Source organism: Pontimicrobium sp. MEBiC01747, assembly GCF_053601635.1.
The window spans coordinates 1-2308 of the sequence record NZ_JBSHNS010000189.1 but is presented as its reverse complement, the minus strand read 5'-3'; the positions used below and the strand labels follow the sequence as shown (position 1 = coordinate 2308).

Here is a 2308-nt window from a genome sequence, read left to right as displayed (position 1 = left end):
ACTTACAAAAGGTTTATCTACTTGATATAATAAATAATCCAATAAATTAGAGAGTTTTAAAATCATTTCGGGTGTTTCTTCAGCTTTTTTTATAGCAAAACCATACATTGTATTTAATGTATTAAATAAAAAGTGAGGGTGTATCTGCATTTTTAAATAATTAAGCTCCTGTTCCTTTAATTTTAATTGAGCTTCTAAAATTTTTTTTTCTAAAGTGTTCGCTTTAGTTATATTTTTCAGGTTTAATTGTAATAATTTAAACGCACTAACTATAAGCGTTACTAAGTAAACTCCAGTCATTACAAAAATAATATTCTTATTTATTGGACCAATGGCACTGTATTCAAAATGAGAAAGATATAAAACACTTAATGCTATAGACGTAAATATAGCATAAGCCGATATTATTAAAGTATATACTGTATATAACCCAAAACGGAAGTACCGTTTAGTAATTAAATAACAAGGAATTAGCTTATAAATAAAAACATAAGTAGTAGCTATTGTAACAGGCATTAAAAACAGGGCAAAATTGAAGGCGTTAAAATAGTTTTTATTGCCAACTCCAAAAAAATAAGTAAAAAAGAAAAGCACACTTACCCAAAATATAATATGAATAAGCACTTGTTTTATTGTTTTAAAAATATGTTTTCTTTTTAGCATTTATACTGTTTAATGATACAATAATAGTATATTTTCTATTGTATTTATTCTTTTTATAGACGAATAACTGGTTTAGCAACCGTTTTAGCATTTCTGTTATCTACTCCCTTAAATAGGTTACTCATCGCATTTTAGTTTTTTCAACGATAAGTGATATTATGTTTGCTTTATGTTTAATTAAAAATGACAAACTATATGAAAAAACAAATTGTATTATTTCTATTCTGTCTAGCCTTTATTGGAGTGCATGCACAAGATTATAAGCAATTAGATCGGTTAATGGAAACGTTGTCTAATAACACAAAAGTAATGGGAAACCTTTCTATTATTAAAAACGGAGAATCGGTTTATAATAAATCTGTTGGCTATCAATATTTATCTAAAGACAAGAAAACACGATCAAATATAGACTCGAAATATAGAATAGGGTCTATTACCAAAACGTTTACGTCTACTTTAATTTTTCAATTAGTTGATGAAAAGAAGATTATGTTAAAGGATAAATTATCTAAGTATTTTCCAGAAATAGAAAATGCTTCAAAAATTACAATTCATCATTTATTAACGCACAGTAGTGGCTTATATAATATAACTAATAGCAAAAATGTAACAGAATGGATTTATAAGCCTTCAACTAAAAAAGAAATGCTATCTAGGATTAAAAAATACGATGCTGTATTTAACCCAGGCGAGAAAAACGAATACAGTAACACCAATTTTTTGTTACTAGGTTATATTATTGAAGCAATAGAGGGTAAAAGTTATGAGGCGGTTTTAAAAGAGCGTATTATAGATAAATTAAATCTAAAACATACGTATTACGGGCATAAAATAAATAGTAATAATAACGAATGTCTATCTTACACATACGAAAATGAATCATGGAGTAAAAGTCTAGAAACAGACATGAGTAATCCTGGTGGTGCAGGAGCTATAGTATCGTCTGCTAAGGACCTTACCCTATTTATAGAGGCTTTATTTAATAACCAATTAATGTCTGCCGAAAGTTTAAAGAAAATGATTACACCATTAAACGATGATTACTGTAGTGGTATATTTTACTCTAAAGTAGAGGGACAAACTATTTATGGACATGAAGGAAGTATAGATGGTTTTCATTCTATGTTAATATACCTTCCAGATCATAAAATAGGAGTAGCCTTTACAGCAAATGCATTGAATTATAGTAAAATGGCTATTATGCTTAATGCTGTTTCTGTATGTCTTGGAAAAGAAATAGTAATACCAACTTTTGAGAAAATTGAATTAACAGTAACAGAAGTTAAACAATTTGAAGGCATTTATGAAAGTAAAGAATTACCTTTCGATTTGGTTTTTGAAGCACATGGAACTATTTTAAAAGGCGCTCCAGAAGGAAGTAACTTAAAAGAATTGGTTGCTACTAAAAAAAATGAATTTAGATTTGATACTCTGGGTATAATATTAAAGTTTAACCCAGAAAACCATACACTTTTATTTACAAGGGCAAATAACCCAACCGTTCTATTCACTAAAAAAAACTAATTTAAAAACTTATATTATTATGAAATCTATTATATTATTAAGCATAGCTGCTAACAAGTTTCAAGAAGGAGGACCATTATTCATGTCTTTAATTTTAATCTGTTTACTGCTATCATTAGCC

Annotated in this window: 2 protein-coding genes; one reads left to right on the top strand and one right to left on the bottom strand. The window is 27.7% G+C overall.

The annotated features are described in order from the left end of the window. On the bottom strand, positions 1-663 hold a 663-nt coding region (locus ACVC2P_RS06115; RefSeq protein ID WP_452597593.1), incomplete at its 3' end, for a histidine kinase. A 195-nt stretch (positions 664-858) separates the two neighbouring features. Between ACVC2P_RS06115 and ACVC2P_RS06110 the strand changes: the two genes are divergently transcribed. Beyond that, positions 859-2187, top strand: a complete 1329-nt coding sequence (locus ACVC2P_RS06110; protein ID WP_452597592.1) for a serine hydrolase domain-containing protein — start codon at positions 859-861, stop codon at positions 2185-2187. Positions 2188-2308: the final 121 nt, after the last annotated feature.